At 37.3% G+C, this 25,625-nt stretch carries 18 protein-coding genes; 8 read left to right on the forward strand and 10 right to left on the reverse strand.

The window, feature by feature from the left end:
- Positions 1 to 1,965 (forward strand): FG-GAP-like repeat-containing protein (locus Q0L68_RS03985; RefSeq protein WP_296699652.1); only part of this gene is annotated, 1,965 nt, incomplete at its 5' end.
- A 149-nt stretch (positions 1,966 to 2,114) separates the two neighbouring features.
- On the opposite strand, the gene Q0L68_RS03990 is transcribed toward Q0L68_RS03985, so the two are convergent.
- The 4 genes from Q0L68_RS03990 to Q0L68_RS04005 all read right to left on the reverse strand — a co-directional run bounded on the left by Q0L68_RS03990 (position 2,115) and on the right by Q0L68_RS04005 (position 10,973).
- Positions 2,115 to 5,390, reverse strand: a complete 3,276-nt coding sequence (locus Q0L68_RS03990) for a VCBS repeat-containing protein (RefSeq protein ID WP_296699654.1) — start codon at positions 5,388 to 5,390, stop codon at positions 2,115 to 2,117.
- Between the two features lie 175 nt (positions 5,391 to 5,565).
- Positions 5,566 to 6,168 carry a hypothetical protein gene (locus Q0L68_RS03995; protein ID WP_296699657.1) on the reverse strand — a complete coding sequence of 201 codons (603 nt, stop codon included), beginning with the start codon at positions 6,166 to 6,168 and terminating at the stop codon, positions 5,566 to 5,568.
- 182 nt (positions 6,169 to 6,350) lie between these two features.
- On the reverse strand, positions 6,351 to 7,985 hold the full coding sequence (locus Q0L68_RS04000; protein WP_296699660.1) for a RagB/SusD family nutrient uptake outer membrane protein: 1,635 nt from the start codon (positions 7,983 to 7,985) through the stop codon (positions 6,351 to 6,353).
- Positions 7,986 to 8,003: 18 nt separating this feature from the next.
- A complete protein-coding gene (locus tag Q0L68_RS04005) occupies positions 8,004 to 10,973 on the reverse strand; it encodes a SusC/RagA family TonB-linked outer membrane protein (protein ID WP_296699662.1) in 2,970 nt (989 codons plus the stop codon).
- Between the two features lie 883 nt (positions 10,974 to 11,856).
- Here Q0L68_RS04005 and Q0L68_RS04010 point away from each other — a divergent pair.
- On the forward strand, positions 11,857 to 13,200 hold the full coding sequence (locus Q0L68_RS04010) for a vanadium-dependent haloperoxidase (RefSeq protein ID WP_296699664.1): 1,344 nt from the start codon (positions 11,857 to 11,859) through the stop codon (positions 13,198 to 13,200).
- Positions 13,201 to 13,397: 197 nt separating this feature from the next.
- On the forward strand, positions 13,398 to 15,575 hold the full coding sequence (locus Q0L68_RS04015; RefSeq protein ID WP_296699667.1) for a bifunctional alpha,alpha-trehalose-phosphate synthase (UDP-forming)/trehalose-phosphatase: 2,178 nt from the start codon (positions 13,398 to 13,400) through the stop codon (positions 15,573 to 15,575).
- A gap of 27 nt (positions 15,576 to 15,602) precedes the next feature.
- Here Q0L68_RS04015 and Q0L68_RS04020 read toward each other — a convergent pair whose 3' ends face one another.
- Entirely contained in the window at positions 15,603 to 16,490 is an 888-nt protein-coding gene (locus Q0L68_RS04020; protein ID WP_296699670.1) for an N-acetylmuramoyl-L-alanine amidase, read from the reverse strand.
- Between the two features lie 184 nt (positions 16,491 to 16,674).
- On the opposite strand from Q0L68_RS04020, the gene Q0L68_RS19995 reads away from it, so the two are divergent.
- Positions 16,675 to 16,869 carry a DUF6567 family protein gene (locus tag Q0L68_RS19995; protein WP_366938347.1) on the forward strand — a complete coding sequence of 65 codons (195 nt, stop codon included), beginning with the start codon at positions 16,675 to 16,677 and terminating at the stop codon, positions 16,867 to 16,869.
- A gap of 65 nt (positions 16,870 to 16,934) precedes the next feature.
- Here Q0L68_RS19995 and Q0L68_RS04025 read toward each other — a convergent pair whose 3' ends face one another.
- The 5 genes from Q0L68_RS04025 to Q0L68_RS04045 all read right to left on the reverse strand — a co-directional run bounded on the left by Q0L68_RS04025 (position 16,935) and on the right by Q0L68_RS04045 (position 20,852).
- Positions 16,935 to 18,716: a glycoside hydrolase family 15 protein gene (locus tag Q0L68_RS04025; RefSeq protein WP_296699673.1), complete on the reverse strand. Its 1,782-nt coding sequence runs from the start codon at positions 18,714 to 18,716 to the stop codon at positions 16,935 to 16,937.
- A gap of 106 nt (positions 18,717 to 18,822) precedes the next feature.
- On the reverse strand, positions 18,823 to 19,389 hold the full coding sequence (gene nadD, locus Q0L68_RS04030) for a nicotinate (nicotinamide) nucleotide adenylyltransferase (RefSeq protein WP_296699676.1): 567 nt from the start codon (positions 19,387 to 19,389) through the stop codon (positions 18,823 to 18,825).
- A 4-nt stretch (positions 19,390 to 19,393) separates the two neighbouring features.
- Complete coding sequence (gmk, locus tag Q0L68_RS04035; protein WP_296699679.1) at positions 19,394 to 19,966, reverse strand: guanylate kinase; 573 nt, start codon at positions 19,964 to 19,966, stop codon at positions 19,394 to 19,396.
- A 3-nt stretch (positions 19,967 to 19,969) separates the two neighbouring features.
- Entirely contained in the window at positions 19,970 to 20,239 is a 270-nt protein-coding gene (locus tag Q0L68_RS04040; protein ID WP_296699682.1) for an anti-sigma factor, read from the reverse strand.
- Positions 20,240 to 20,252: 13 nt separating this feature from the next.
- A complete protein-coding gene (locus Q0L68_RS04045) occupies positions 20,253 to 20,852 on the reverse strand; it encodes a sigma-70 family RNA polymerase sigma factor (protein ID WP_296699685.1) in 600 nt (199 codons plus the stop codon).
- Between the two features lie 120 nt (positions 20,853 to 20,972).
- On the opposite strand from Q0L68_RS04045, the gene Q0L68_RS04050 reads away from it, so the two are divergent.
- The 4 genes from Q0L68_RS04050 to Q0L68_RS04065 all read left to right on the forward strand — a co-directional run.
- Positions 20,973 to 21,812 carry a lysophospholipid acyltransferase family protein gene (locus Q0L68_RS04050; RefSeq protein WP_296699688.1) on the forward strand — a complete coding sequence of 280 codons (840 nt, stop codon included), beginning with the start codon at positions 20,973 to 20,975 and terminating at the stop codon, positions 21,810 to 21,812.
- Positions 21,813 to 21,845: 33 nt separating this feature from the next.
- A complete protein-coding gene (locus tag Q0L68_RS04055; RefSeq protein ID WP_296699691.1) occupies positions 21,846 to 24,104 on the forward strand; it encodes an ATP-dependent helicase in 2,259 nt (752 codons plus the stop codon).
- A gap of 64 nt (positions 24,105 to 24,168) precedes the next feature.
- Positions 24,169 to 24,834 carry a DUF4290 domain-containing protein gene (locus Q0L68_RS04060; RefSeq protein WP_296699696.1) on the forward strand — a complete coding sequence of 222 codons (666 nt, stop codon included), beginning with the start codon at positions 24,169 to 24,171 and terminating at the stop codon, positions 24,832 to 24,834.
- Positions 24,834 to 25,625, forward strand: a 792-nt coding sequence (locus Q0L68_RS04065; protein ID WP_296699699.1) for a UDP-N-acetylglucosamine 1-carboxyvinyltransferase, incomplete at its 3' end; no start/stop codon positions are given. The genes Q0L68_RS04060 and Q0L68_RS04065, both read left to right, overlap by 1 nt.

A 25,625-nucleotide genomic window follows, 5' to 3' on the forward strand; every position in this document is an offset into this window, starting at 1 on the left:
GAGTTGATTTTTGAAAACCTCGCTAACGAATGGGGCTTAGGGAATCCTATACATTCAAATGGCTCAGCATATGGGGACTTGGATAATGATGGTGCAATGGACCTTGTTATTAATAATGTGAACAATGAAGTATTGCTTTTCAAAAATAGAAGCAGGGAATTCAATCCTGAAAACCATTTTTTAAAAATTCAGCTAGTAGGAAAATACAGAAATACTTCTGCTATCGGTACACAGGTAAGACTTCTTTCAGATGATCATACCTTTTACCAGGAAAACATTCCTAATAGAGGATTCCAGTCCTCAGTAGACCCAATCCTCAATTTTGGGTTAGGCAAAATCGATAAGATCGATGAGCTTCAAGTCAGATGGCCAGATGGAAAAGTCACAATACTTGAAGATATTATAGCTGATCAAACACTGATATTAAAATGGGAAGAAGGAAAGGATCCTTCGCCTTCTTTCAAGTTCTTTAAGAATCCTGAATCTCAGATCTTTAGTAAAGAATCACAACCCATATTAACTTATAAACATGAGGAAAATAATATGGTTGACTTTGACCGGGACCGTCTTACTTACCATATGCTTTCGACAGAGGGACCAAAGGCAGCTTGGGGAGATATCGACGGAGACGGATTGGAAGATGTCTACATTGGTGGAGCAAAAGGTTTTGCGGGACAACTATTTAAACAATTGCAGAATGGGACTTTCCAAAATATTAACACCAATGTGTTTGAGAAAGATAAGTTCTCAGAAGATACTGATGCCCTGTTTTTTGATGCAAATGCAGATGGGAGTCTTGATCTTTTTGTCTCTTCAGGCGGAAATGAATCAGGTTTCGGTTCACCCGATTTAGCTGACAGGTTATATTTAAACGACGGTAAAGGAAAGTTCGATAAAGCTGAAAAAAGTGGCTTATCTTTCTATAAAAATAGTACCTCTGTAGTTCAGACCATTGACATCAATGAAGATGGCCATTTAGACCTATTTGTCGGCTCGAGGGTAATTCCATTTGCCTACGGCATAAGACCAAGCAGTTTTATTCTTGTTAATGATGGAACAGGTAATTTCAAGGATGGAACACCTGATTTTGCCCCAGAACTGAAAGAGGTTGGGATGGTAACCGATGCCGCAGTAGTAGATTATGATGGGGACGGTAAACAGGATTTGGTTTTAGTAGGAGAATGGATGGCTCCCACTTTTTTTAAAAATACGGGGAGTAAGCTCCAAAAATCTGAAATTCCTGAAATGGTCTCTTTCAAAGGATGGTATCAAGCGATTGAAGTTGGTGATTTCAATCAAGACGGTAAACCTGATTTTGTATTGGGAAATCACGGATTGAATACAAGGTTTAAGGCCTCAATCGAGAACCCAATTAAAATGTTTGTCAATGATTTTGATCAAAATGGTTCCATTGAGCATTTATTTGCCCAAAAGGACAATGAAGGGAAGAACATCCCTTTTACATTGAAACATGAACTTGAAAGACAGATTCCTTCTATTAAAAAACGCTTCTTGAAATACGCTAGCTATAACGATAAATATTTAGAAGACATTTTCGAGTCAAAGGATCTTGAAAATTCTATAATTCATGAGGTAAACTATCTTTCTTCCGCAGTTATGATCAACCAGGGAAATAGTATGTTTCAAATTGATCAATTACCCAGAATGGCACAAAGGTCCTGGATTTATACAATCTTAATCACAGATGTGAATGCTGACGGTATAGAAGATTTGATAATGGGAGGAAACTTGAGAGGAGCAAAGCCTGAAGTTGGTCAATATGATGCTTCTTATGGAGAAGTATTGATTGGAAAAGGGGATGGCACCTTTGAATTCTGGAATAATAGAGAACATGGATTAAAACTCGAAGGAGATATCAGGGACTTGCATAGTGTGAAAATCAACAATCAACAACTCTTGCAAGTCGTAAAGAATAATGCCGCAGTCGAGTTTTGGAAATATTAAAGCCTCTTTAAAATAAGGGGTTGCCTCTCTATAAAAAAAAGGAGATTTTATTCCTTGGCTTCAAGCAATAAACAAATTCTTTAGGTAGGATTCCGCCTCTGAAGTCAATCCCATGCAAACCAGATAAAAACTTAAAACCCTATCCTAATCTATTTAGAGGGCGGTAAATCCATTATTTCCAACACTTCCAACTCCCCATCATTTTTTGCAAAGACTAACCATTTTCGAAACCCCACTGTTACTTTTTCGATGGCTTTTATATCTCCCTTAATTTTGAGCCTTTGTTCTTTATCTACTTTAAAAAAACCATTGGAATCTCCTCTTAATATCAGTCCCCAACTTCCTTGATAAGCTCCAAAATAAGGGGCTGAAGAGGTATTGTTTCCTCCCAATACCACATCAAAATAACCATCTTGGTCAAGATCTTCAATTGTAATTGCCTCAATTGGTGCAAACTGTGCTTCTATAGGAAGCGATTTTGAAAGGAACCCTTTGCCAGCTTGATTATAAAGTATCAAAGATTCGAATTGATAGGCCTCCAAAACCTTTGCATCTTTAACATCGAAGCTCCTAAAAACTTCTTCAACTGTCTTACCAGAAAAATCAGAGTAATAAACAAAATCTTTCTTTAGAGATGGAATTTGTTTTGTGAGTTCATCTTTTGTAGCAACAGTATAATTCTTTCCATCCAAAGGGTAAGAAATTATCTGTTCTACTTTGCCGTTTTGATCAAAATCTTTAACCATCATTTTGACAGGAAACTCTTTGGAAGCTTTTAATCGACTATTCAAACCCAAATTTCCAAGTAGCAGATCAGGATACCCATCTCCATTGAAGTCTCCGGATGCAAGAGAATTCCACCAACCAGATGATTTTTCTAAGCCAAAAGCCAAAGTTTCATTACTAAGCTTTCCATTTTTATTCAAAAAAATTGTGACAGGCATCCATTCTCCTACGACAATCAAATCTGTTTTCCCATCTAAATCAAGATCTTTCCATTCTGCATCTTTAACCATCCCTACATACTCCAAATCTGGAGCAATCTCCTTCGTAACATCTTCATATCGATTCTCACCCAAATTTTTTAACAAATAACTCCTTGGAATCTCTCCATATTTCCCAGCCTCATTCCTGCCACCAATCATTAGATCTTCTAAACCATCTTCATCAAAATCAAAAGCCCTAACTACGGACACTTGGGTATTTTTTTCCAAAGGAAGGTTTATGCTTTTAAAAAATTCACCTTTCCCATTGCTTAAGTAAATTTTAGTTTGTCCTTCAGGGTTTTCATTTTCAGGGTTATTCCCTCCTCTACCCACCAATAAGTCTATAAATCCATCTTGGTTGCTATCAAAAAAAATGGCGCTTACATCTTCCAATGCTGAATCTGCTTCTATAAGAGGCTGACTCTGAATATGAAATTTACCTTCCTTACTCTGAATAAACAGTGCACCTGCCTGACCTGTAGCACCACCTACATAGATATCCTGTCTCCCATCTCCATTAAAATCTCCTGTAGCTATTGAAGGCCCTTCCCGAGACAATTTATGAGGAAGCAAAGGTTCCAAATTAAAATCGTTGTAATCGTTTTCAAGATGTTGAAAATCTAATCCAGTAATTTCATTGTCTATTGTTTTTAGTAATGAGGTTTTTGCAGGAGAGATATAGCTATGAATAATCGTGGCATTAGATTCCTCAAGTGTAAGCGTTTTGTTGACTTGTAGATTTCTTAAAGTCTCACTTTTCCCGGCTGGCCAGATTATTTTCAAAGAATCTAACAACGATATTTCTCCTAGTCCAAAATGGATTTCCGGTGCAGTGGAGGATTGAAATCCTCGACTTGTGTAGTTTTCCTGAACCAGGATCTGAGAGTTGCTATAAATTTCTACTCTGGCGCCAATTCCAAATTTATTTTTCATCAGGCCTTTAAGCCTTACTTTCAAATAATTACTTCTTTCACTTTTGGGAAATTGCTCTAACTTATTTTCAAAGATGCCGGCCGGTTTATTGATATTGTTCACCAATAAATCCAGATCACCATCATTATCCAGGTCAGCATAAACTGCTCCATTCGAAATACTTTTTTCAACAATACCCCATTCGTAGCTTACATCCTGGAAAGTAAAATCTCCATTGTTTTTGAAAAAGAAATTGGTCACATCGCCAGGGGGCATTTCTTTAGATAGATCCAAATCACTGATATCAGGCTTGTTTTGTAATCCCTCTTCCAAATCAGGATTGGTGATAAAGTTGATATAATCCAAATCATTGGGTCTTCGTACTATCCCATTAGAAACAAAAACATCTTTCCATCCATCGTTGTCAAAATCTGCCATCAAGGCCGCCCAACTCCAATCAGTCGCATAAATCCCAGAAAGCTGACCTAGCTCCGAAAAAGTACCATTTGCATTATTTAATTGTAAACTGTTTCTAGAAACTTGCCTTTCAAAACCAAAGCTGAGTTTGAGCTTGTAAATTTCCTCACTGTCTTCACCTGCCGATCTTTTCTGTATAACTTCGTCCCTAGGCAACATGTCTAGCGTGATGAAATCAATCCATCCATCATTGTTGAAATCGGCAAAGTCACTGCCCATCGAAAACCTGCTAGAATAATTTACTCTTGATGAAATCTGTTCATTAAAAGTCCCGTCAGCTTGATTGATATAGAGGTAATCATTTTCATTAAAATCATTGGAAACATAAATATCAGGCCAACCATCATTATTAATATCAGTAATTCCAATACCTAAGCCATACCCTATTTGACTGGAAAAAATATTCGCTTCATTAGTAACTCCAGTAAATTTTTTTTCTCCTTTGTCTAGGTTGTTTCTGTAAAGCCTGTCCCCTGCCAAGCCATCGTCAAAATTTCGTAAATAAGATCTGCCAAAGCTTTTTGCAGTATGAACGGCATGATTCAGTAAATACATATCTAGGTCCCCATCCCTATCATAATCAAAAAATGCGGCTTGTGTACTAAATCCCTGAAAATCCAACCCATATTCGGCTGCGCTTTCTGTAAAAGTCAAGTTCCCATTATTGATATACAACTCATTTTCCCCCACAATTCCCTTCCAATCACCCAGTCTACAAACATAAATATCAAGCAGTCCGTCTCCATTGATATCAGCCATGCTGACACCTGTCTTCCAAGGCTTTTCTGAGGCTAATCCGGCACTCAAAGTAATATCTTCAAAAACCATATCTCCTTTATTCAAAAAGAGTTTATTGGGTCCTTGATTGGCAGAAAAATAAATATCAATTAGTCCATCATTATTCACATCACCTACAGCGATGCCTCCTCCATTATAAAAATATAGGTATTCTATAATATTAAACTCCTCTGTTTCGATAAGGGTATTGATAAAATCAACACCTGTTTTTTGAGTAGGAAGAGATTCAAAAAGTGATTCCTGTTTCCGCAAATCAGGTTTTTGTAAACAAGAAGTCAGAATGAACAGCAAAAAAATGAAAAAATGAAAACGTGCATTTTTCATGGGTTATAATTTGTTTCAACAACCACTTGGAATGCCCTCACTAAACTTCCCTTGCATAGGACATTTCTACAGATTGATATTGCACAACTTAAGCCATTTTGGCTCAATTCGATGGACTTTGTTCTTGGGACTGGCTTTGTTCAAATTCTTCCTGAAGTCTCTTCTCTACCTTTAAATCAGTGAAAACGGCTTGAACAAACTGTTCATCTTTAACAAACAAGTTGATCCTCCTTTTACCATCAATTTTATAATATACTTTTCCTTGGGTAGGATGGTTAAGTAATTCAAAATCATCACCGTATGTTAATTTGTATTTTTCCAAGACTTTAGGAAGGAGGTTTTCAGCCCAATATTGTCTGTTCCAAGGTGCCCAGGCTACATAAGAATAGATGACAGGCATTTCATATATTTTTTCGTCAATGAATGTCGGGAAAAACCGCATGCTGATTTCACTGTCATATTCATCTACAATTCTATACTCTACATTGGTGGATCCCCCGGGACCCTGGGTGATTTTTTCCTGTTTGTTCAACTCAGTACAAAGATCAAAAAAGTCTTTTTGGGGCATCCCCAAATAAAAGCCTAAAAACAAACTATCGGATTCCGATAAATAATCCTCTGAAGAGTTAAAGATTGAAGAATCACAACTCTGAATGACGATACTGAGAATTAGTAATGTGTATAATATAGTAGAATATCTGCGCATTGATCGATAGGTAATAAGCAACTAAGGATACTTTCTCCAAACATCTGATTTGTGAAAGGAAGAAATTAAACGAATTTGAATCTATAATTCAATCTTTTTTTATGCAAACTTGATATAAAATACTCTTAAAAAAAAAGCAAGCTGAAAACTCAGCCTGCTTTTTAGTAAGTATTGTATACTGATTAATTGTATCCTGGATTTTGTTGTAATTTTGGATTCGCAAGTAATTGTGGCTGAGGAATAGGGAATAATTCCAAATAACTTCCTGGAGAGTGTACTTGCTTAGGTCTGTTCATGCCCTCAAAAGGCCACCAAGCTTCTCCATATTTTTTGAAACGGATTAAATCCTGTCTTCTAGTCATTTCCACATACATTTCTCTACCTCTTTCCTCAAATAGATTTTCTTCGGTTAAGGTAGTAAATGGATCAAGATTACCTGCTCTGTCTCGAATTTGATTAACCAAGTCCAATGCTTCTGTGGTCTCTCCCATTCTGAACTTGGCCTCAGCAAGTGAAAGAATGGCATCAGATAGCCGGAATATAACAAAGTCATTGCTCATGTTATTAGTTCCACCCATTTCAAATTCGTATTTCGCAATTCGGGCACCTGCTTGACGCAAGCCACCAGGAGAAATTTCGTTAAGGTAAGGCATGAATGTAAGTGGTGGGCCATTCGGATCACCGTTTCTTCCGGTTGGATCTGTAGGTTCAACTCCAGGGTCTTCCAATATAGTTCCATCAGATCTAAATTGAGGCCCTACCAAGAAATTGCTTAATCTTCCATCTATCGTTCCGGTAGATTGTTCTAAGGCCAATCCCTTCCATACAGGACCTTGAACTCCTGGATTTATATCCGGATCTACATAAGAGTTATAAAACTCTTCTACAGTCTGATAACCATTCCATGGCTGTTGGGTAAGGTTGAAAGTTGACTGACTTACAATATGCAATGTCATCATTACCCAGTTAAACCCACCAGCAAACACTTTATCATAAGGATATACAAAGATATTTTCAGTTGATTGACTGTTGCTGATTGCAAAATTATTTCGGTAAGATGGCATCAAGCTATAAGGACCGCTATTGATAATTTCTGTGGCATCTGCTGCGGCTAGGGCCCATTGAGGAGAACCGGTATATACCTCTGCATTGAGGTAGAGCTTCATTCTCACCATTAATGCACTCCATTTGGTCATTCTTCCATATGTTGTACCGTCTTTTGCTACTGGTAGCAGTGGAATGATTTCATTGAGTTCACTCAAAACAAAATCATAAACTTCTTGTCTAGATTTGGTATCAGGAGCCTCCAAATCACTGAAATCTGTTACGATTGGAATATTTCCAAAAGCATCCATAGCCCAGTAATAATAAAGTGCCCGTAATGCTCTGAGTTCAGCGATAAACGCCGCAGAGTTAGGATTATCCAGTGCTTCAAAAGAAAAGATCAATCTATTACAGGTATTGATTCCTCCAAATAGGAAATTCCATGAATTTTGGAAGAATGGATTATCGCTTTTGAATTCATGTTGGTGCAATTGCAAAAGAACTCCTCCATCAAACCAGTCTCCCCCTTTATGTGATACAACAATTTCGTCAGAGGCGATTTCATTGATAGACCAAAGTCCGGAGTGGTTCCCAAGTCCACCTAAGGATGTGTATGCTGCTCCAAGTGCAGAAATAAATTCTTCATCTGTTTGGAAAAAGTTATCAGCTGTAACAGCACTAAAAACTTCTTCTTCTAAATCGACACATGATGAAGCGAAGTAACTCATTCCCAGGCAAATCAAGAAGTATCGTATGTTTATTATTTTTTTCATGATATCTTATGTTTTAGCTTAGAAACTTAGATTAAGGCCTAAAGTAGTAATTGTAGTAGTGAAATAAGTTGCTCTTCGCTCGATTCCCGGAGCAAGTGGATCATTATTTGACTCTGAATCTCCATATCTTACCTCAGGATCTACACCCGTATATCCGGTAAACATGAAGGGATTCTGCACTGAAACATAAGCCCTAAATCTTCCGATTGCTTTGCCTGGCTGAATATTAAAGTTATAACCAAGAGTAGCATTATCCAAAACCACAAAATCAGCTTTTTCAACATGCGTACTATTGTACTCTGCTTTGGTGATATTCGGATCAAAATATTTTGTATTTACAATATTCCAGTTTTGGACAGTTGTACTTTCTGTATTCTCATAAAAACCTCTGTAGCTATTGATTAGGTAATGACCGAAAGCTCCTCTAAAGAAGAAATTCAAATCCCAATTCTTGTAACTTAAAGAGTTATTGATACCAAAATTCAAAGTAGGATAAGCAGTACCTAATTGAGTTCTGTCATCATTACAGTTACAATAAATAGGGTTTCCGTCTTCATCTTCAGCTGTACCATTGATTACTTGCATTATCGGACTTCCATCATCTCTGACACCTACTTGAACAGGTCCCCAAATTTGCCCTAGTGGTCCATTTTCCTGGATCCGGATTAATTGTGTTAGGTTTTGACCTGGTGATCCAAAATTAGAACGGTAATTAACTTCTCCGAAACTCAAATCTCCTGCAGACAAGCTTCTTAAATTTGTCTTTAATGTAGAGAAATTGACTCCTGTTGTCCATCTAAAATCAGCGTTTTGAATGGCTTTATAATTTAACATAACCTCCAAACCTGAATTGGACATTTCACCGATGTTCAATTGGGTAGTAGGAAAAAGATTTGGTGGTACAGGTACGTTTATTGGTAAAATCATACCTGTAGTCACCCTTGTGTAATAGTCTATTGAACCGTCTAGCTTGTTATTTAAAATCACAAAGTCAAGTCCAATATTGAACTCATCTTTGGTTTCCCAAGATAAATCTGGATTTGCGTTTGAAGTTGGTCCGTAAGAAGGAATAAATTGCCCGTTATAGAAGAAGTTTCCTTGACGTCCAAATCTCAATAAAGAAAGATAAGATTCTCCTGGCTGTGTTCCAGTTCTACCATAACTTGCTCTGAATTTCATCGCACTTACGCTTGGCATGTCTACTAAGTTGGCGATATTCACACCTGCACTAACAGCTGGGAATAATCCCCATTTGTTATTGGCTCCAAATCTAGTTGAGCCTTCATATCGAGCACTCAAAGATAAAAAGTACGTATCGTCCAAATTAAAGTTAGCCCGTCCAAAGAAGGCAACCAATTTGTTTGAGTTGGCATAACTAGAAACATTAGCTAAACCATTAGCGAAATCCAATGCGGCACCGATGTTATTATAAGTAAATGCATCAGTTAGAAAATTCCCAGCTTGGGTAAAATCCCCTTGATTTAAAAATTCTTGGTAAGAATAACCTCCCAATAAAGCGACTCCAAGATTACCTAAAGTTTCGTAATAATTCAGCGTAGCCTCGAATAGATCATTTAGCCTTTCATTATTTGCAATAGTGGCGAGACCATTTCTACCAAACCCACCTCCAAATTTAGCTGTCTTGGGAGAATAAGATCCCCTCCACTCAGTTTCTCTCTGGGTGGAATAAAATAATGCACCGCTAAACTTGCTAGTGAAATTGTATTCTCCACGAATACTGGCTAAAAGACTGTTATCTCGACCGTCTGCAATGTTTTGTTCAGCAATAGATACAGGATTGAACCAGTCAAAAATATCTCGCTCAGAATAGCCTCCAAAATCAGGTCTTTGAGGGTTTGGATCAAAAACTGGGAGCGTTGGATTGCTTATAATTGCGTATCTAAAAGAGTTTTCGTTTCCAAATTCTCTCTTGGCTGATGTATTGGAAATATTTACTGTAAATGTTGCTTTGTCGTTTAAAGCTCTTTGAGTCAGACTTAATCTTGCATTTAATTGGTCAAATCCGGAATTAATCCCCACACCGTCTACATTACGGGAATTGATCGAAACTCTATAACTGGTGCTTTCATTACCACCTCCAAGCGAGAGATTGTTGATGAAACTAAGTCCTGTATTTGTAACCTCATCAAACCAGTCGGTACTTCCACCAAGATCTCTGGAATTAGGTACTGCCTTGTATTCTTCAGCATCCATGATACTGATCGTCCTAGCTACGTTTTCGATAGCAAAGCTACTGTTAAAATCAACTACAGTTCTTCCCTTTCTACCTTTTTTTGTGGTAACCAAGATCACACCCGCTGATCCTCTAGTACCATAAATCGCTGCTGCAGATCCATCTTTTAATACATCCATGGACTCGATATCATTGGGGTCTACTGTACTCAATGAGGCACCAATAACACCATCAATAACAACTAGGGGCGAGGCATTTTCTCCAATAGAGGATATTCCTCTCAAACGCACATTAAATCCAGAGTTTGGATTTCCTCCTGGCCTAGCGATATTTAGACCTGCAACTTTTCCTTGAAGTAATTGCGTTGGATCATTGACAGTTCCTTGATTGAAATCCTCTGATTTGACACTTGTTACAGCACTTGTGATTTCCTTTTTTTCTTGCGTACCATATCCTACTACTACAACTTCATCCAGCGCTTGTATAGATTCAGAAAGCTCGATGTTGATCTCTGTCCGATTACCAACCAATTCTTCGGCTGTTTGGTAACCGATAAAAGTCACTACCAAAACATCAGTTGGACTCACATTATCAATAGAGTAGTTTCCCTCTAAATCAGTGATAGCACCTCTAGTGGTGCCCTTAACTAAGATGCTTACTCCAGGAATTCCGTCTCCTAAGTCTGCGTCTGTTATTTTTCCTGTAATCCTCTGTTGCTGCGCGAAAGCTAAGTTGCTTACGCAAAAGATCAGAAAAGAGAACAACACGAAAATCATTCGTAGTTGTTTTTTCATTTGGTTATTGGGTTAATTGTTGATTGCCTAAGATTTCACAATCTAGCGGAAATTGATTTTAGGTTTTAGTTATAAATCAGGAAATTAAAGAATGTTTTTGATTTTTGTTAAAGTTTTATAAAAAAAAAAATTTCTTAACCACTCTTTATTAAAGAAAATCAAATTATCATTTGGAGGTTAAATCACGTCATTAGTTTTTATGTATATCCCTAATTGCAACAGTAAGAGGCACAAATTGACTTAATATATGGTAAACACTAGTATTAAAGCTGCTTCGATCACTCATCATTGGTCTTCCAACCTGAGAAGCAAAGAAAATAAGGTAACTGGCATCATTGCGGATAATCATGTTAGCTTTTATAATTATCTAATTTTCAATCTTAATCAATGGCTACTGTTTTATTAAAAGTAGCCTACCCCTGAATGAGCTATTTATTAGAAAAATTAAGCAAATAATTTATCATAAAACGCGGACAATTGTCCTAAAATATTCTGACGACATATAAAAAATAAAACTACTTCTTCCAATCTCTAAATTTTTCTGGATTTAGAATCGACATCGGGAAAAGTAATGCCATTTTTTATCCATCCTGGAAATACGAAAATGGAACTTGGATTAAAGGTAAATCGTTCTCGAAAGTACCAGAGCAAAAAGAAGTTAGGAGAATAGCTCCTATCACAGTAAATGATGAAAATATTGTTGGCACCAACGAATTCTGGCGCTTAATATTGGATAAAACCTGAGTAAAATCATTTGCTTAGTCCTTAATTTCCGATAGTTTTGCCAACCCAAAAAAGGCTATCATTTATTAAAAAAAATTGAGCTTTGCTCCTGATTACCTCAAATTTACATTCTAATTGATCAAATCTAGAAATTTATATAATGCGTTTATTTAAAACCATAATTGGCTTATGCTTGCTTTTTAGCATGCTATCCTGCCAAAAACAAGTAGATTACTCTATTGTTATTTCAGATGGTACTTATTTGGCGAATGCCCAAAATAGAATCACTGAGGTTATCATACACGATATCTTTTCTCCTCCTGTGGCCGCTAGAATTTATTCTTATTCCAGTCTAGCTGCCTATGAAGTTGCTGCTGCTACGGATCCAAATTACGTCTCTCTTTTGGGACAATTAAATGGTTCAGAAAAAACAACCTTTTCACCATCGGAGGATGTGTATTTACCACTTGCTTCTTTAGCCGCTTACTATTATGTAGGTACAGGATTGATTTTTTCTGAAGATATGATGAATGAACATAGAGATGCAGTATTTGCTGAACTAAAAGAAAAAGGAATTCCTGATGATGTTTTTGAAGCTTCCATAGCCTTCGGAAAGGAAGTTGGAGATGTAATAAAAGTGTATGCTTCTAAAGATAATTATCACCAAAGTAGATCATTCCCAAAATTCACAGTTACAGGTGAGTTTGGGACTTGGGAACCAACACCACCTGCCTATATGGAGGCTATCGAACCGCACTGGAATAAAATCAGAACTTTCGTCTTAGACTCAGCGGCTCAATTTAAGCCTTTGGCGCCACCTCCATTTTCGGCGGAACCCGGTTCAGAATTTTATAAAGTAGCCAAAGAAGTTTATGATGCAGCCGTAAAAGCTGATCCTGAACAACAAGATATTGCTTTGTTTTGGGACTGTAACCCTTACAAAATGAATGTGAAGGGTCATGTGATGTTTGCGGAGAAAAAAATCACTCCTGGAGGTCACTGGATGAGTATCGCCGCTATTGCCAACAAAGCTGCCGAAAGAGATTGGAAAGCATCTGCAGAAACTTTTGTGTTGACAGGAATTGCCCTAAATGAGGCATTTATTTCTTGTTGGGATGAAAAATATCGCAGTAACCTAATCCGTCCAGAAACTTATATTAATCAGTATATCGATGAAGAATGGGTTCCGATATTACAAACTCCCCCATTTCCAGAACATACCAGCGGTCATAGTGTAGCCTCATCCGCAGCAGGGTATACTTTAGGACAATTGTTTGGAGATGAATTTCATTTGGTGGACAGTTCTGAAGTAGCCTATGGTTTACCTATCAGAGAATATGATTCTTTTAGCCAGGCCTATAAAGAGGCTGCCATAAGCAGATTTTATGGTGGAATTCATTACATGCCAGCTATTGATTATGGTGTTACTCAAGGCCTTTCTGTGGGGGAATATATTTGGGAAAACATTAGCACTAAACCTGAAAGATTAGCAAAATCAAATTAAAGAAAGCGGTCCAAAAAGGACTGCTTTTTTTGTATCCCATATATCAGAAAGAGTTAATAAAATTCTAAGAAATCGTTAAGAATAGGGCTTTTAGCCCTGTTTTTGTTTTAAATCACAGGGATTATCCCTATCTTCTCGGATATGCCTTTTTGAATGAAAAATAATTTTCATTCTCGTTTTTCAACTTAATACCACCCATGGCTAAAACCATTATAGTATCTAACAGATTGCCAATTAGTTTGCGTCATCGCAACGGCAAATTCGAATTTAAACCTAGCGCCGGAGGACTTGCAACAGGTCTTGACTCTATCTACAAATCGGGAGAAAATATCTGGATAGGCTGGCCTGGAAATACCGTCGATGATGCTGAACAAAGAGCTGAGATTATATTAGAACTTCATGACCTCAAAATGGCACCGGTTTTTCTTACCAAGAACGATGTTGAACAATTTTATGAAGGGTTCAGTAATGAAACTTTATGGCCTGCATTCCATTATTTCACTCAATATATGGTGTACAATCCTGAACATTGGGAGGCCTATGTGAGAGTGAATCAAAAATTTTGCGAAGCGATCATCAAAAAAGCAGATCCAGATGATACGATTTGGGTTCATGATTACCAGTTGATGCTTCTGCCTCAAATGCTGCGAGAGATATTACCGGATGCCACCATCGCATTTTTTCAACATATCCCTTTTCCCTCTTACGAGATTATAAGAATGATACCTTGGAGAAAACAAATTCTTGAAGGGGTATGTGGTGCTGATCTAATTGGTTTTCACACCTATGATGATATGCGCCACTTCTTAAGTGCCGTTGGTCGAATCACAGGAATGTCCGGTGAAAGTGGATATATTCAAGCTGAAAACCGAATCATAAATGTTGATTCTTTCCCGATGGGAATTGACTACAATAAATTTGCGAAACAAGCAAAAAGTAGAAAAACACAAAATATTGTTAAGGATTTTAGAGCGAAAGTTGGAGATCAAAAATTACTACTGACAATCGATAGACTAGATTATTCCAAAGGTATTCCTCAACGAATCCAAGTTTTTGATCAGTTATTAAAACAACATAAAGAGCTTCGAGGCAAGGTATCGATGATCATGGTCGTTGTTCCATCAAGGGACAAAGTAAAATCTTATAAAGAGCTCAAAGAAGAGATTGATCTTTTGGTAGGTAGGATTAACAGTGAATACTCTACTTTAGATTGGGTTCCTGTTCATTATTTTTATAGGAGTTTCCCATTTGAAGAGCTCAGTGCTTTTTATAGTATGTCAGATATTGCACTCGTTACTCCTCTTAGAGACGGAATGAACCTAGTTTGCAAAGAATTTGTAGCGAGCAAAACTAACCAGACTGGAGTTTTAATTTTATCCGAGATGGCCGGTGCATCAAAAGAGCTTCAAGACGCAATTTTGGTGAATCCAAATGACAGGCAAGGTGTCGTAGATGCTATCTATGAAGCTCTTTCTATGAATGAAAAAGAGCAAATAGAGCGGATCAATGCGATGCAGGAAAGCTTGAAAAAATATGATGTTTTTCAGTGGGTAAAAGTTTTTATGGATCGAATTGATCACGTGAAAGCTAAACAAGCAGAACTTACCTCAAAAGATGTCGATGCCAAGGTTATGAATGAAATTCAGACTAGTTTCAAAAACGCCAAAACCCCTATTTTCTTCCTTGATTATGATGGCACTCTCACAGGTTTCAAATCCAATCCCCAAGATGCAATACCTGATGCTGAGCTAAAAGGCTTGGTCAAAGACTTGAGTGGAAAAGCACAAGTTGTGATCATTTCAGGGAGAGACAAAGACACGCTTGGTAAGTGGTTTAAAGGTCAGAAAATCGATATGATTGCAGAGCATGGTGTTTGGGTTCATCGAAAAGATCAAACAGAAGACTGGGAACTCTATGCTGAAGTGGATGATAGTTGGAAAGACGACATACGTTCCATCATGGAATATTATGTCTTAAGGACTCCAGGCGCATTTATCGAAGAAAAACACCACTCTCTGGTATGGCACTATAGAAAAGTGGAAAGTGGTTTAGGAGACCTTAGAATGCGCGAGCTTTTCAGCCATTTAAAGTATATGGCGAGAGGACATAACTTACAGGTATTGGAAGGAAATATGGTTTTGGAAATCAAGCGTCCGGATATTAATAAAGGCCGAGCTGCCAATTCACTAATGAAAGGTCATGAATTCGATTTTATTTTGGCGATTGGTGATGATTGGACTGATGAAGATACATTTAAAGCAATGCCAAAAAACGCTTATTCTATTCGGGTAGGATATGCTTATACACAAGCGAATTATAATATTAAATCAGTAAAACAAGTAAGACAACTTCTGCATAAACTGGCAGATGCTTAAATCCTTCAAAAAATACCTGTAAAAGATTTACAGGTATTTTTTGTATAAATTTTTTAAAATTCTAATATCGAAATCTGTTAACTCACTGGAAATTTCATTTTGAACAAAATGAAGCTTGAAAGATTGTATGGCTAAGGCAGGATTACTGACATCATATCCTATAACCCTCAGTGCAATGATTGGGTCAAAAGAATTTTGAGGTAAAGAATCAGTATTATCCAAAGGAATAGAATTAACTCCATCCAATTCAGGGTAAACAACCTCTTCATCGTACCAAAACCCATAGCCCTCTCCTGCTAGTTTCTTCCAAGGGAAAAACTTATTTGGATCAACTTTTCTAGAGGGTGCAATATCCGAATGGCCAATGAAATTTGAGGTAGGTATTCCATATTTCCACTTCAAGCGTTTACAAAGAACCAACAGGCTTTCAATTTGCTCTTCAGGGAAAGGCTCGAAACCATTATTATCCAATTCTATCCCTATAGAAACTGAATTTAAATCTGTCACATGACCCCACTTCCCCCTACCGGCATGCCAAGAACGAAGGTAATCATTCAGCATTTGGACTATTGTACCATCTTTTCCAATAACATAATGAGAACTTACTTGAGTACTAGTTTTTGTAAATGTTTTGATTGTTTGTCCTAATGAGTCTTGGGCAGTATGATGTATTATCACAAAGTTGGGTCTACGGATGCTAAAGTTCGTAGTACCGATCCATTCATCAGTAATACTTAGGGTATCATAATTTAGCTCCTTTTTAGTTTCTGGAATTTCTCTATATGATTTAGCAACTTCTTTTACATTTTTCTTATACTCCCTGTTTATTTTTCTATAGTTATTTTGAGAGCAGGAAGAACCCAAAAAAATTAATCCAATGCAGAAATTGATTAGTAGTATTTTCGGAAATTTCATATTCTTTAATTTTTAATAGCCACACTTTTAATTTGTGTTCATCTGGCTAATATCCAAAGTTAATAGAAAAAGTACCAGCAAGATCCCCTTACAACTTTGCTCAAAAATTTAAATATCCTTTTAAAATTATTTTTGTAAACAAACTACTTTAGGACAATCAAAAACAACAATGTATTAAAAAAGGATTTCTAGAAAAGCCGAGGCAACCTATTTTTTAGGAATTGGAGGGACAGGAAAAAAATCCCTTTATAATGCAGCTCGCCAAAGCATGTATCTGAATGCTGATTTAATTGGAAAATCAAGAGAACTAATCAACGAGACTTTTGAAACGAAAACTTCCTTTTTCTTAATAATTTGGAAAAAGCAGATTACCACTTAGGCTCATGTTATTGAATTCAAATAATAAAAAACCCGCAGAAGAATTAATTTCTGCGGGATTACTTTTTAAAGGAAGTTGGGTTTATCTAATTTCTTCCCGATTCTAAAGGCGGCATTCATCAAACCAACATGGGAGTAAGCTTGGGGAAAATTACCCCATTGACTTCCTGTTTTTTGATCCACATCTTCCGAAAAGAGATTCAAATGGTTGCAGTATTTGATCAAGGTTTCAAATCCTTCGACTGCTTCATCAATTCTTCCTACACAGGCCAAAGCCTCGATATACCAAAAAGCACAAATCAAGAAAGTGGTTTCTGGGACTCCAAAATCATCCATATGCTTGTATCGATAGAATAGAAAATCCTTTGCCAATAACTCTTGTTCCAACGCTTTTAAATGTTCATTAGCCCGCTCCAAATTATCGCCAAAATATCCCATTGTTATGAGTTGGAGCGTCGAGGCATCCATGTAAGAAGAACCCACAGCCTGACCATAGGCTTTCTTATCGGGTAAATAGCAGGACTCAATCTTCTTTATTGCTTCATCTCTTAGGTGAATTGCCTTTTGGTACATATCGTCACTTTTCAATCGAATCCCTATTTTTGCAGCCGCGCTAGCACCTGCCCAGTGAAATAAAAACGTATAGCAGTGCTCTTGAGCCAAATTTCTAAACTCCCATAACCCAGCATCTTTTTCGTTCATTGTCGCTTCGATTTTATCGAGCAAGTTCATAATCATTGGTTTTGAACTACTCCGCTCTTCTTCAGTAAATCGCTGATCAGAATACAAGGGTAAAAGAGATACTAGAACTTGACCATATAGGTCATTCTGGATATGAGTATAAGCTTGATTTCCAAAACGTACAGGTTTATTCCCCAAATAACCATCAAGATCTGAAATCTCTTCAGTCAATAATGAATCGCCAGTAATGGAATATAAAGGCTGATACCGACCATTTTCTCCAGTATTAAGATTATGAATAAACTCAAAGTATTTTTCCAATTCCTCAAAGTGCCCAAGGCTATTAAAGCATGTCAAGGTATAATAGGTATCACGAATCCAACAATAACGATAATCCCAATTTCTAGTGGAGTCGGGTGATTCTGGCAGACTGGTTGTCGATGCAGCTATAATGGCTCCGGTGTCTTCATATTGGTGAATTTTAAGAATTAAAGCAGATCGTAATACATATTTCTGATGAAAATTTGGAATACTGGTAGATTTCGCCCATTCCTGCCAATAAGAGGTGGTGGCATGCAAAAATTTCTCAGAGGTCGTCTCAATTGGTGCTTCCAGAGGTCTCCCATAAGTTAAAACCAAATAAACAGGCCGATGAAAAGCAAAAGCTTTATCGTCAATAATGTAACTCATAGGAGCATTGGTAGTCAGTCTGAGCTCTTGATCAATCCCCATATATCTTATATGGTTACTTCCTAAGCTGGCATTTAACTTAACTTTACCATATCCAGTTACAGGTTCACATTTTATTTTAATTCTTGGAGAACCACCTAGACATTCAACTTTCCGAATGAGCATTAAAGGCTTATAGTATCTGTCATAATTTTTAAACCGAGGGGCAAAGTCAGTTACTTTGTAACTATTTTCACCGTAAGAAACCACAGTCTCCAAAATATTGGTATTCTCCCGGTAGGTTTGCGTAGTTTCAAAATCCTCCGATTCTGGCAAGATAGTAAACTGCCCTCCCCTTTTCCGGTCTAGCATTCCTCCAAAAATAAAATCAGAGTCAAATCTTGGTAGGCACAACCAACTGATATTGGTATCCTTTTCCACATGAGCAATGTAGGCGCAATTGCCTATCAACCCACTTCCATAGGTATGTTTTTTCATTAATGTCTTTTTTGATGAGTAAAAAAGTATTTGGCTACCGGGTTTGAGTTCAAGAAAATAAAAAGAAAGCCCTATTCCAAGGTTTTATTGTATTAAGGACTTCTTTTTACAAATACAGCTTCTTATCCCTGATATAATCAGCCACTCCTTCGGGAAGTAGGTATTTAACAGATTTTCCAGACAAGATGGATTTTCTGATAAAAGTTGCTGAAATATCTAATAGAGGTGCATCGATCAGTTTAATATTTTGATGCTCAAAAGTGGTAGTTTCTCCAGGCCTAGGATAAACAAAAATATCATAGTTGTCCAAGATCATTTCATAGTTTTTCCAACGCTTGAGTTGGCTTAGATTATCCGAACCTAAAAATAAACAAAACTGATGCTGTGGATATTGATCTGTCAAGTATGCCAGCGTATCGATGGTATAACTTGGTTTCGGCATGGCAAACTCTACATCAGAAGCTCGGAAATGGAAATTATCCTCGATGGCGAGTTCTACCATCCTCAACCTGTCAAATTCATGAATCAGCGATTGACGTTTCTTGAGTGGATTTTGCGGACTCACGATAAACCAAACCTGATCTAGATCAGTCCTGTCATGAAGTGTATCAGCAATGATCAAATGACCAATATGAATAGGATTAAAGGAACCGAAGTAAAGTCCTATTTTCACAAGTTTATTTGGCTATGAATTCACTGACCAATCTCTCTGCTTCGGCGGATGACACATCAAAGTCATCATTAACAATAGTCACATCAAACTGAGGTTCAAATTTCATTTCAAATTCTGCCTTGAAAATACGTCGAGACAATGATTCCTCAGATTCTGTCCCCCGATCATTCAATCTCATTTTCAATACCTCAAGGGAGGGCACTTTTACAAAAATCGCCAAAGCTTGGTCTCCGAAATACTTTTTCAAAGCTAAACCACCTTTTACATCTACATCAAAAATTACTGACTTTCCGGAATCCCATATTCTTTGAATTTCTTCTTTTAGTGTTCCGTAGAAATTCCCTGCGTAGACTTCCTCCCACTCGATAAAGGCGTCTTCATCAATTTTTCTTTTAAATTCTTCCTGTGAAAGAAAGTAATAATCTTTGCCGTGAACTTCATGACGCCCTCTTTTATCCCGGGTGCATGCAGAAATAGAAAATCCCAAATTTGGGATTTTTTTAATCAGATGTCTGACTAATGAGGTTTTACCTGATCCAGAGGGAGCAGAAAAAATTATGGCCTTTCCTTGGGTCATAGATTATTTGATCTCCTGAATTTTCTGCCGAATTCCGTCAGCCAATTCATTTGGTACCTTATGTTTGGTGCATTTTGTTTTTAACACATCCCGGATCGCTTGTTCTAAATGATAATGCTCAAAGCATGGTTGACATTTAGCCAACTTTTCTTTTAAAACTTCTTTGGAATTATCTATTTCTCCATCTAGAATACTTTCCAAAAGTTCAAAGCATTTGCTTGTATCGCCACACTTTAACTTTCGTTCACCGGATGTTTCTTCATTCATTTCCATGCGTAATTCTACTTTAAATTTCCTCCTCTTCCTCTGTATTGTAGCCCATATGTTGGGCATATCCTTTCAACTTTTCTTTTAATAAGTTTCTAGCCCTATGAAGCCTAGAACGGACGGTTCCGATTGGGATATCTAATATTTTTGCCATTTCCTCATAGGTAAATCCTTCCAAATCACAAAGAATTATTACCGTCCTAAAATCAATTGCAAGACTATTCAAAGCGTTGGATATCTCATCACCTATCATACCCTTCACTGATTCCGCTCTTAAATCAGTTGTGCTTTGATAGTCAACATCATCTGAGTTGTAATAAGTTTCAACTTCCTGATAATCTACTTTGGCAGGTTGTTTACTTTTCTTACGGTATTCGTTGATAAAACTATTTTTCAAGATCCGAAACAACCAAGCTTTGGCGTTTGTTCCCTGTTCAAAAGAATTGATAAAACGATAGGCTTTTAGATAGGTGTCCTGCACAAGATCTTTTGCATCATCCTCATCAAAGGTGAGTCTGTAAGCAAAATTGTACATAGAGTCAATGTGTGGCATAAACTCTCCATCGAAGATGGTGTTTTTCTCTTCCTGAGAATATTTCCTTCGCTGTACTTCCGACATATGTTTCAAAAGTAATAATTGAGTCAAATTATAACTAGGAATCGGGAACTTTTCCCTGCTTTTCCTTTATTTTGTCTGATGAATAGGCACTAAGTAGCCAAATCCCCTGCACTTAATTATATGTTTTTCATTAAGCTGTTTTCACAACTTCCACTTTCCGTTCTCTATTTATTTACAGATGTGCTATACCTTATTGCACGATTTGTCATTAGATATAGAAAGAAAGTCATTGATGAAAACCTTTATTATGCATTTCCAGAGCTATCTGAAGTAGAGCGAAAAAAGATCCGAAATCGTTTTTATCGAAATTTTACTGACACATTTGCCGAAACCATCAAAATACTGACAATATCGGAGGAAGAATTTAGGCGTAGATTCGTTATTGTCAATCAGGAAGGCTTAGATGCACCAGTAAAAAAAGGAATAAGTTCTTTGATGGTCACAGGGCATATTTTCAATTGGGAAATGGGAGTTGTAGGTACTAATTTATATTCTGAAGTTCCGATCGAAACAGTTTATCTCAAAGTAAATAATCCTTTCTTCAATGAGTTGATCAAAAAAATTCGGACACGATTTGGCGGATATGTAACTGAAAAAAGAGAATTTCGAAGAGCCATGCTTACCTTGGGTAAAAATCCCAGAATCGTACTTTTAGGATCAGACCAGCGTCCTCCTGCTTCCGAGAATAGGTATCAAAGAGAGTTTTTGAATAGGCCTGCTGTCTTTTTTGAAGGAGCTGAGTTTCTTTCAAAAAAAATGAACCTATTCGTGCATTATGGAAAACTGAAAAAAGTAAAAAGGGGCTATTATCATTATGAATTTGTGCCTTTGGCAAAGCCACCTTACGATTCTCATGGGCCACATAGTATCACTGATACCTTTTGTAAAATGCTGGAACAAAATATACGGGAGCAGCCAGACATGTATCTCTGGAGCCACAAGAGATGGAAAATCTCATAAATTGGGTAAATAGAAAAAAGATTAGAAGCTAGAATGGATTACCTAGAAAGTTTAAACCCACCTCAGCGAGAAGCTGTAGAACATACGGACGGGCCATTAATGATCATTGCTGGTGCGGGTTCCGGAAAAACCCGGGTACTTACTTATAGAATTGCACATTTGATCTATGCCAAAGGAGTAGATCCATTTAATATTCTTTCGCTGACTTTCACCAACAAAGCTGCCAGCGAAATGAAACATAGAATAGAATCATTGGCTGGACTAGAGGCAAGAAATACCTGGATGGGAACTTTCCACTCAGTATTTGCTAAAATCTTACGTGTAGAATCTGAAAAAATTGGCTATCCATCCAATTTTACAATTTATGATACAGATGATTCCAAATCCTTGATCCGGTCCATCGTAAAAGGAATGCATTTGGATGATAAAGTCTATAAAGCAAACACAGTTTTATCGAGGATTTCAGGTGCTAAAAACCGACTTATTCACTGGGAAGCTTATCAAAATGATCCCTTTGTAAAAGCGGATGATGAGGCTGCCATGAAGCCTAAAATGGGTGAAATCTACCAGAGGTACCAAGAAAGGCTTTTTAAAGCTGGTGCTATGGATTTTGATGATTTGCTTTTCAATACAAATGTTCTTTTTAGAGATCACCTTGATGTATTGAACAAATACCAACAGAGATTCAAATACATCATGGTAGATGAGTTTCAGGACACCAATGTTTCTCAGTATTTAATTACCAAAAAGCTAGCCTCCGTAAACCAAAACATTTGTGTAGTAGGTGATGATGCCCAAAGTATTTATGCTTTTCGAGGAGCTGATATTCAAAACATTCTAAACTTTGAAAAAGATTATCCAGATCTTTTTGTAGTTAAACTGGAACAAAACTATCGATCAACCAAAACTATTGTAGAAGCAGCCAACTCCATCATTGATAAAAATAAAGCACAGCTTAAAAAAGTTGTTTGGACTTCAAATCCTGACGGAGATCAAATCGAATTGATCAAAGCAAGTTCAGATAATGAAGAAGGAAGGATTGTAGCTAATACAATTTTTGAAGAAAAAAATAACAAGAAGCTCAGCAATAATGATTTTGCGATTCTTTACCGAACTAACTCTCAGTCCAGGTCAATGGAAGAGGCGCTTCGCAAAATGAATCTTACCTACAAGATTGTCGGAGGGCTTTCCTTCTACCAAAGAAAGGAAATCAAAGACTTAATGGCTTATATGAGGTTTACAGTAAATCCTGCAGATGAAGAGGCTTTTAAAAGAGTCATTAATTATCCCAAAAGAGGTGTGGGGGATACTTCTGTCGAAAAAATGCTTGTGGCTGCATATGAACACGATATTCCCCTTTGGGAAGTTGTAACCAATGCTCATAGCTTTTTGCCAGGCAGAGCGGGAAATGCTGTGGATAATTTTGCCACTTTGATCAAAGCATTCCAAATTGATGTGGAAAGAAAAGATGCTTTTGAGGCGGCAAATAATATTGCAAAGCAAAGTGGTTTGCTGAGAGAACTTTACGAAGATAAAACTATCGAGGGCCTCAATCGATACGAAAACGTTCAGGAACTTCTCAACGCTATCAAAGAATATGTTGACAATCCTGAAAATGAGGATAAAAGCTTAGGAGCATTTTTGCAAGAAATTGCTTTACTTACAGACAATGATCAGGATAAAGATCAAACTGAAGCAATCACTCTGATGACAATTCATTCCTCTAAAGGACTTGAATTCAAGCAGGTTTTTGTCGTGGGATTAGAAGAAGATCTATTTCCTTCTCAAATGATGATGCAAAGTAGAGAGGACCTTGAAGAAGAAAGAAGGTTATTCTACGTAGCTACAACAAGAGCAATGGATAAATTATACTTTACTTATGCTTTAACTCGTTATCGATTTGGTAGATTGTTAAATTGCGAACCAAGTCGGTTTTTAGAAGAAGTAGATCCCGCATGTATAAAAGTAAATAAAAGGTTAGCCAGTAAGGACATGCCTGGAGCTTTCCGAAAAGAAGGACTACCCGGAAGTTCTGGATTCATTGGAATCAAGAAGAAACCCGAGACGAGAGGGCCTAGTACAATGAAGGTACATACCCCAAGCCCTGACTTTAAACCCTCAAATACGAATAACCTGAGAGCTGAGCAACTGGTGGAACATCCCAAATTTGGTTTTGGGAAGGTTCAAAAAATTGAAACTGAAGGACTTAATAGAAAAGCAAGGATTCAATTCGAACATTTTGGAGAGAAAACTTTATTACTTAGCTTTGCGAAGCTCAGAATTATAGACTAATCGCCTACCTTCCTGCCTTTTGGTATTTTTTTGCTATCTTTTGTAAGCAAAAATGGGAGGTCACATGGAGCAAATAAAACCTGACAAACAAAAACTCATTTTGAAAGAATACGGCAAAAACGTTCAACGCCTGGTTGATCATATCACAGGTATTGAAGACCGCGAAAAGCGCACAGCAAGTGCCTATACCGCCATCGAAATTATCAAGCAACTCAATCCCCCTCTGAAGCAGGAAAATGATCAGAAATTATGGGATGATCTATTTATCATGTCTGATTTTAAATTGGATGTCGATAGCCCCTATCCAATGCCAGAAAAGGAACTGCTAGGAAAGAAACCTGAGCATATTGGCTATCCAAAAGGAGAGATCAAATTCAAACACTATGGCAGAAACATCGAAAAACTGATTGAAAATGCCATTGACATTGAAAATGATGAGGAGCAAGAAGCTGCTATTATTTTTATTGGCCAATTGATGAGAAGCTTTCATTCCACCTGGAATCGAGAAAATTTCGATGATGGAATCATTTTAGATGATATTAAAACCTTATCCAAAGGGAAACTTCATATTGACCTTGAAAAAGTAAAAGAAAACGGGCTTTTTGAATCTAACACTCGAAGAGATTTTAAACCCCCATTACAGGCTGAGCACAGCCATAAAAACAAGAGATCGCACACTAACAAACGTCGTCCTAATAACAATAACCATAACAAAAAACGTAGAAATTAATGGCATCATTTCGGGTCAAAGGGGGAAATCATTTAAAAGGTGAAATCATCCCGCAGGGAGCGAAAAATGAAGCCTTGCAAATCCTTTGCGCTGTCCTACTCACTTCCGAGGAGGTCACCATTGAAAAAATCCCAAATATTCGTGATGTCAATAAACTGATCGAGCTATTAGGAGACATGGGGGTTAAAGTGACCAAACTTGGTCCTGAAACCTATTCTTTCAAAGCAGATCAAGTAAATCTTGACTATCTGGAAACAGAGGATTTTTTAAAAAAAGCATCCTCACTTCGGGGTTCAGTTATGATTTTGGGACCTTTATTGGCAAGATTTGGAACAGGTAAGCTCTCAAAGCCAGGAGGAGACAAAATCGGAAGACGTAGAATGGACACCCACTTCTTCGGTTTTCAAAAGCTTGGAGCCAAATTCCGTTACGACGCCAAAAATGAAATTTTTCATATTGATGGAAAAAATCTAAAAGGATGCTACATGCTTCTGGATGAAGCATCAGTGACTGGAACCGCCAATATCGTCATGGCAGCCGTAATGGCAGAAGGAACTACTACTGTTTACAATGCTGCTTGCGAACCCTACCTTCAGCAACTTTGTGATATGCTTAATAGAATGGGAGCAAAAATCTCCGGCGTGGGTTCCAATTTGCTTACTATCGAAGGAGTGGAAAAACTGGGAGGCACCAAACATAAAATGCTTCCAGATATGATAGAGATTGGTTCTTTCATTGGTTTGGCAGCTATGACCCAATCCGAAATTACCATAAAGGATGCGCAGGTACAT

Source organism: Algoriphagus sp. (assembly GCF_024642405.1).
GTDB lineage: Bacteria > Bacteroidota > Bacteroidia > Cytophagales > Cyclobacteriaceae > Algoriphagus.

Bases quoted from the DNA above. Each gene is read 5' to 3' on its own strand.
- Q0L68_RS03995 (WP_296699657.1), bottom strand. From the start codon at position 6,168: ATGCGCAGATATTCTACTATATTATACACATTACTAATTCTCAGTATC.
- Q0L68_RS04000 (WP_296699660.1), bottom strand. From the start codon at position 7,985: ATGAAAAAAATAATAAACATACGATACTTCTTGATTTGCCTGGGAATG.
- Q0L68_RS04005 (WP_296699662.1), bottom strand. From the start codon at position 10,973: ATGAAAAAACAACTACGAATGATTTTCGTGTTGTTCTCTTTTCTGATC.
- Q0L68_RS04010 (WP_296699664.1), top strand. From the start codon at position 11,857: ATGCGTTTATTTAAAACCATAATTGGCTTATGCTTGCTTTTTAGCATG.
- Q0L68_RS04015 (WP_296699667.1), top strand. From the start codon at position 13,398: ATGGCTAAAACCATTATAGTATCTAACAGATTGCCAATTAGTTTGCGT.
- Q0L68_RS04020 (WP_296699670.1), bottom strand. From the start codon at position 16,490: ATGAAATTTCCGAAAATACTACTAATCAATTTCTGCATTGGATTAATT.
- Q0L68_RS04025 (WP_296699673.1), bottom strand. From the start codon at position 18,716: ATGAAAAAACATACCTATGGAAGTGGGTTGATAGGCAATTGCGCCTAC.
- gmk (WP_296699679.1), bottom strand. From the start codon at position 19,966: ATGACCCAAGGAAAGGCCATAATTTTTTCTGCTCCCTCTGGATCAGGT.
- Q0L68_RS04040 (WP_296699682.1), bottom strand. From the start codon at position 20,239: ATGGAAATGAATGAAGAAACATCCGGTGAACGAAAGTTAAAGTGTGGC.
- Q0L68_RS04045 (WP_296699685.1), bottom strand. From the start codon at position 20,852: ATGTCGGAAGTACAGCGAAGGAAATATTCTCAGGAAGAGAAAAACACC.
- Q0L68_RS04050 (WP_296699688.1), top strand. From the start codon at position 20,973: ATGTTTTTCATTAAGCTGTTTTCACAACTTCCACTTTCCGTTCTCTAT.
- Q0L68_RS04055 (WP_296699691.1), top strand. From the start codon at position 21,846: ATGGATTACCTAGAAAGTTTAAACCCACCTCAGCGAGAAGCTGTAGAA.
- Q0L68_RS04060 (WP_296699696.1), top strand. From the start codon at position 24,169: ATGGAGCAAATAAAACCTGACAAACAAAAACTCATTTTGAAAGAATAC.